We start from the raw sequence: 627 nt of genomic DNA, 5'->3' as shown, positions 1-627 counted from the left end.
GCCGGGCCGATCCTGTCGGCCCGGCGCGGGTCGATGATCAGCCGCCCTTCATCGGCGTGACCGCGTCGCGCCCGAACCGCATGATCAGCTCGCCGATCTCGCGCGCCTGGCTCATGCTCCGCTCGCTCTGTGTCCGCAGATAGTCGCTCTGGATCTTCATCACGTCGGTCAGGTCCTTGGCGGACGCCGCCTCGCGCATCGCCGCGAACGCCTCGCGCGTGTTCTGTTCGGCCTGGTCGATCATCTTCGCGCCGATCGTAGATCCGTTCTCGGCCATCTTGCGTCCCGATTCCTTCAGCGCCTCGCCGGCGCGCTTGGCGGGCTCACCGAAATGATCCGAAAACGCGGCCTGCGCGCTCTGCGCATCCGCCTGCATCCGGTCGGTCGCGGTCTTCGCGGCGTCGGCGGCCTGATCGGTCGCGGCCTTTGCCCGACCAGCACCCTTGTTGATTGCGGCTTTGACATCGTCTGACATGATCACGGTCCTCTCCATTCCGGCGTGCTTGCTGCATCGACCTTCGACGGAGCCGGAGCATAACCGGTTGTGGCCCGGTCGCAATGTCGGTCGCAATGTTAGTCGCGCACGCGAAACCGCGTCTCAATCAAAACCCGCCCTTCCCCCGCCCG

Annotated in this window: 1 protein-coding gene; it reads right to left on the bottom strand. The window is 66.2% G+C overall.

What is annotated here, in order from left to right; all coding sequences use genetic code 11:
• Positions 1-37: 37 nt before the first annotated feature.
• Positions 38-475: a phasin family protein gene (locus sphsw_RS17640; RefSeq protein WP_031441762.1), complete on the bottom strand. Its 438-nt coding sequence runs from the start codon at positions 473-475 to the stop codon at positions 38-40.
• Between the last annotated feature and the right edge of the window lie 152 nt (positions 476-627).

Source organism: Sphingomonas sp. FUKUSWIS1 (assembly GCF_000733135.1).
In the GTDB taxonomy this organism is placed as follows: domain Bacteria; phylum Pseudomonadota; class Alphaproteobacteria; order Sphingomonadales; family Sphingomonadaceae; genus Sphingomonas; species Sphingomonas aerolata.
Note: the sequence above shows the minus strand (reverse complement) of the source record. Positions and strands in the feature narration are given on the sequence as shown.

Excerpts from the sequence above, each read along its gene's own strand:
- sphsw_RS17640 (WP_031441762.1), bottom strand. The coding sequence starts at position 475 with ATGTCAGACGATGTCAAAGCCGCAATCAACAAGGGTGCTGGTCGGGCA.